Genomic DNA, 4,803 nt, shown 5'->3' on the forward strand with positions numbered 1-4,803 from the left:
CACATCGAAGCCGCCCTGCGCCAGGATGCCCGGAAACGCCGTCTGCCAGGTGAAGCTGTCCTGCAGCGCTGGTTCATCCAGCCCCAGGCTGTTGCCGGCCTTCAGATTGTCATCCAGGCTGGTGAGGGATTTGCCTTTTTCGGCGGTCTTGAGCCACAGGGAGAGCTTGCTGATCTCAATGGATTCGCGGTTGATGTCCACGCCGTAGAGGTTGTCGTTGAGAATGGTCTTGTTCAGATCCAGCACCGAATGCTGGCCGGTAAGTTCCGCCAGTTTGTCATTGACGCGCTGGTACTCGCCATGCAGCCAGTCGAAGGCGGCCACCAGAAACGCGCCGGAGCCACAAGCGGGATCAACGACTTTGATCTGCTGCAGGCGTTCCTGCCAGGCGTACCAGAAGCGCAGTTCGGTCTTGCTGCCCCGTTTCCACTGGATGCTGCCGTCCTTTTTGAATTGTCCGTACCCGGACAGCAATTGCTGGAACTGTTCTTCGATATGCGCCCCCAGGGTATGCTCGACAATGAAGGCGGTGATGTGGTCCGGGGTATAGACCACGCCCTGGCGCTTGCGTCGGCCGCTGACAGCTTGGGTCTTGGGCGGCGTGGGCAGTTCCCCCTCATCCATCCGGCTGCTGAGGGCTTCGAGGTCGGCGATGGACTGTTCAAAGATATGCCCCAGCACGGTGACGGAGATTTCCGAATCGAAATCATATTCCGCCAGTTCATTAACCGATTCGCAGACCGCATCAGAAACGACCAGAGCATCCAGCGCTTCATCCGGGGCAAACAGGCCGCCATTGTAAGCGGGAATCCCCAAGTGCTTGTTGCCCTGATCGATGGCCTTGAACAGCCCCTTGAAATTTTCATACACCGGACGGGGGTGGTACGGATCGGCATGCTCGAAGGCCTGCTTGATGCTGTTTTCAGGTATCAATCCCTTGTCTTCGGCAAAGGCGATGAACAGCAGGCGATCCAGCAGCTTCTGCGCGGGATTGATAAGTTCGAGGGGCGGCCGTTGCGGGTTGTCCTCGATGAGATGGGTCAGCAGCAGTTCTCTGAGGGCTTTGTAGTCCTGATAGAGCTGGTTGGTGATGTCCTTGTCCGCCTGCTGGCTTTGGTGCAGCAGGGCCAGGGTGTTGCCGGTAAGCAGGTTGTCCGCGTGCAGCAGCAGGATGAAGCGGGCGTATTCTTCGGCTTCGGTGAGCCGGGCCAGGTCAAAGCGCTCGTACACCAGGGACGTTTCGCTGACCGCATACAGGCGCAGTTCCACATAGTTGCTCACCAGCACCCACTGCGCCCCCTTGATGTCGCGGGCATAGTCCCAGGCCTGCTGTACGGGAGTCTTGTGCCGGCCGGGCATGATGGCGTCCAGATCGCGGGTTCTGGCGCCCTTCAGCTCCAGGGGCGCAATGACGCGATCCTGTTGTTTGTCCTGGGAGAAATGCCCCAGGGCCAGATCCACCGCACCGCTGGCAATGCCGTATTCCCGGGCAATGGTCCAATTGTCTCCATGGCCGATGGTTTCATAGCCAAGAATGCCGACCATGATGTTTTGGGTAAAGGGTGCGTGTACCGCTACCTCATTCTGGCTTTCCAAGATACCGTTTTCGATACTATCCTTCCAGTTTGTTAACAAGGACAGATGCGCAGGCGGAATCTCTACAATGCTTCCACCCAGCGCCTTTTTTATGATTTTCGGTTGGAAGAGGCTCACTGAAATTCTTTTGTTTTAGGGATTATGCAATCGAAGACTATAGAAGTAATTTAATGTTGCACTTGACTTCTAAACACGAAATCTATCCACCAAGTCAAGTAAGAGGAGATTCAGAACACTGGTTATGCTACTTTCTCAGCTGGACCAGCTAATTCTACAGCGATACTCTCTCTGCCTCTAAGTCGAATATGTCCAACTTTCCCGCCAAGCACCATTCGATTTGAAACGGTACTCTTGAATAATTTATCTACTGAATGATTTCGACGTGTCTTTTTTCCTGATGCGGAGGTAGTTAGGTAAACGGACTCAGAGAACCCAACAATTCGACTGAGATCCATTTCTTTTGGTATTTTACTTCTACGATATGCGGTAAGGATTGAAATGGGTTGATCCAAGATCTGAGTTGCGACATCTTCGCAGTGACCAGTACTAGAACCATGGTGCGGCACCTTAAATATATTCGCTTTTCCCTGAGGCCTCCCCGTAGAATGAACAATCGCTGACCATCCTGATTCGACACTGCCTGATTCTTCTAAATCGGCGCCAAGGATAATATTCATTTCACCAAATCTGATCCACATGGCAACTGCATTTCGGTTTTCTGTCGGTGCTGGAACCACCCCCCGATAATCGGTAGAAAGTTTGTCTGTCATCGTACCAAATTCACATAAGGCATTGTTGAAATCCCTATTAGATGGAGATAAAGTCCAAACCTCAACGTCTTGGTTGGAGAACAAGCGCTTATCCGCCATAGCGGGTACTAAATCGATGGTAACCGAACTATTTGTCTTGCGCCTATGTAGGGTACCAACTACTGACGCCATTTCCTTAAGTCCGGACTTTCCTCGATCAATTACGAGAGTTGGATCATTCATAACATCTACTAGCGTAAGAAATTCTTTTTTTAACAATGCGGCAGAATAGATGATTTTTGCATTCATACACCTGCGGACTACTTCAGACAATCCTTGAATATGGTCATCATGCCAATGACTAATAACAATAAATTTGACAGCTCTTTCTGGGTTAACCCCTATTTTTTCTAAATAAGACAATGCAATCGGTATGCTATTTTCATCGACACATGAATCGATAATTATCCAAGAACCATGACCTATATGTATAACCACACATTCACCCACGCCTGGCCCAAACAAAGAAACCTCTAGTTCATCATGAGCTGGTAAATCGTACTGCATTATTTTTCGAAAATCCCTTCAAGATATTGCCCTCGCTTTTCTGCTTGATTTATTACTTCCTTGTCGATTACTGGCAATCTCCTAAACCTCAATAGAGATATTTTTTCCCTGCCTCTACCATAGTCAGCATATCTAATTGACCAATAAAAAATTGCTCCAGGCTTTGCTAATTCCCGTTCGGCAGGATCAAATTCCATTAGAGAAATAGTAACCTCTTCATCTGGATTTGTATCCTCGGTTTTATCTACTAATTTACACCGCACCTCTCCTGCATTGACAGATATCACATACCCCTCCCATCGCTGAAGTAATTCATATTTTCCTGCAAGCCTGTGAGCTCTATTTGATAAAACTGGAGATCGAAACTGCAGATCAGGAACTAACCATGATGAACTATCGGAAGGTTCACGATCAAAAGTCCCACTCGGGATAGATTCTCGATAAGGAGTTAATACGCTATTATTGGATGGCGGGTTTGAACCTGGAGTATCCAATTCAATCGCAGTATTACTCATTGCGCTGCTTCCATCAGTAGGCTATCAGACATTTCTCGTGCTTCTCCCTGTAGGCGCTCCCAATGCTCGCTTAATATAAGCGTTAAGCGTTCAGTTGAATCTAACTCAATATGATTATTAATATCGATGACTATTCCCCGATAAGCTTTCCCTACAACAGGAACCACCGTAACATTTATTTTTCCAGGTAATTCATCTCCTCGGTGTTCTGCTTGAACGCTAACCCTAGTCATTCCAACGTGACCTGATAAATATTTTTTCCATATTTGCTTCGGTACTAGCGTGTTACCAATATTATGCCATTCTTCGTCAGAATCGGCGTGATAAGTAATTATTGAATTGATGCCCGTAGCCTTTATAGGAGAGTGCTCAAGAAGCTTAAATACACCTATTGAAAGATCTCTTACCATTGGAAAAAATGCCTCATCTTTACAACGTAGTGTGAAGCGTTCCTGTCTTACGTCCACATGACACCACGGCAAATCAAACCGTGAAATGTCTGGATGAACCAGTTCGATATTGGTTGAATCCAGATCAGGTCGTGAAATCAGCTGATTTTTCTCGAACCATTCAGGCTGGAAAATAGTGGGGTTAAAGGAACCAACCACGACGACGCTTGCCTCATGCTCTTTAAAATCCATATTGGAATCCAATTAAACCGTTTGGGATTAGCAGTTAATGAAAAAACGAGGTAACTCTATCACATAAGCCCAATAAAACAGAAGAAATGATATGACCACACCCCACGCACCGTGGGTGTTTTGTAGTCCGCGCCGCGTCCGCTTGAGGTCTACTCGTATGATGGTTGATGTCGTCCTGAATAGATATTGATGTATTTCTGCAAAACTCTTTCAGATTGACCTCACGTTATTTTCAGCCCGCCTTCCGACCGATTCAACTCAACGTCAATTTATATTCACCGAATAGCGTGATGGACTTCACATTATTGCTATTTTTTTGAAGCTGTAGCGTTATGCAATGAAACGCATATTAACGCTATTTAACGCTTTGTTATGCTTTTCGTTAGCTTGCAAGTGACTGTTTTTTGTAGCAAATTTGACAATAACATTAATACAAACTGATGGCGGCAGGCATGACAGCAGAGAAACGAATTCGAGCACTGATCGAGGCAGCACGGAGCGGAAAAAAGCAGGCTCCCGTAAGCAGAACAATGCGCGTTTTCAATGTTCTTGATGACATTGAGGAGGCGCTGGGGCTAGGCATTTCACAGTCATTAATTGCGCAGCAGCTCGATATTGTTAATCAGCGTGCAAAACTGACCAGGAATTGGGGGGAAACAGCGTCGAATTTTGACCACCCCCTGAAGTCTGTCATCCTCCGGTTTTTTGCCGGAGTAACCTGGGATTGTTATGCAT

General features: G+C 47.5%; 5 protein-coding genes. 1 reads left to right on the forward strand and 4 read right to left on the reverse strand.

The features are described 5' to 3' along the window. From ACOCD2_RS12425 to ACOCD2_RS12440, 4 genes are all read right to left on the reverse strand, one after another. The coding region (locus ACOCD2_RS12425) for a DNA methyltransferase (RefSeq protein WP_419625711.1) at nucleotides 1-1,596 on the reverse strand (1,596 nt) is incomplete at its 3' end. A gap of 239 nt (nucleotides 1,597-1,835) precedes the next feature. Beyond that, nucleotides 1,836-2,912 (reverse strand): MBL fold metallo-hydrolase, encoded by a 1,077-nt coding sequence (locus tag ACOCD2_RS12430; protein WP_419604704.1) that lies wholly within the window; start codon nucleotides 2,910-2,912, stop codon nucleotides 1,836-1,838. Beyond that, a complete protein-coding gene (locus tag ACOCD2_RS12435; protein ID WP_419604705.1) occupies nucleotides 2,912-3,427 on the reverse strand; it encodes a hypothetical protein in 516 nt (171 codons plus the stop codon). Before ACOCD2_RS12435 ends, ACOCD2_RS12430 begins: the two co-directional genes overlap by 1 nt. Further along, nucleotides 3,424-4,068: a hypothetical protein gene (locus tag ACOCD2_RS12440; protein ID WP_419604707.1), complete on the reverse strand. Its 645-nt coding sequence runs from the start codon at nucleotides 4,066-4,068 to the stop codon at nucleotides 3,424-3,426. The genes ACOCD2_RS12435 and ACOCD2_RS12440 overlap by 4 nt, the downstream gene beginning before the upstream one ends. 452 nt (nucleotides 4,069-4,520) lie before the next feature. Between ACOCD2_RS12440 and ACOCD2_RS12445 the strand changes: the two genes are divergently transcribed. After that, nucleotides 4,521-4,803 (forward strand): hypothetical protein (locus tag ACOCD2_RS12445; RefSeq protein WP_419625712.1); only part of this gene is annotated, 283 nt, incomplete at its 3' end.

The sequence above is a fragment of the Thiolapillus sp. genome, assembly GCF_048562965.1.
GTDB lineage: Bacteria > Pseudomonadota > Gammaproteobacteria > Chromatiales > Chromatiaceae > Thiolapillus > Thiolapillus brandeum_A.

Coding starts and splice junctions, on each gene's coding strand:
- ACOCD2_RS12430 (WP_419604704.1), bottom strand. CDS start 2,912: ATGCAGTACGATTTACCAGCTCATGATGAACTAGAGGTTTCTTTGTTT.
- ACOCD2_RS12435 (WP_419604705.1), bottom strand. CDS start 3,427: ATGAGTAATACTGCGATTGAATTGGATACTCCAGGTTCAAACCCGCCA.
- ACOCD2_RS12440 (WP_419604707.1), bottom strand. CDS start 4,068: ATGGATTTTAAAGAGCATGAGGCAAGCGTCGTCGTGGTTGGTTCCTTT.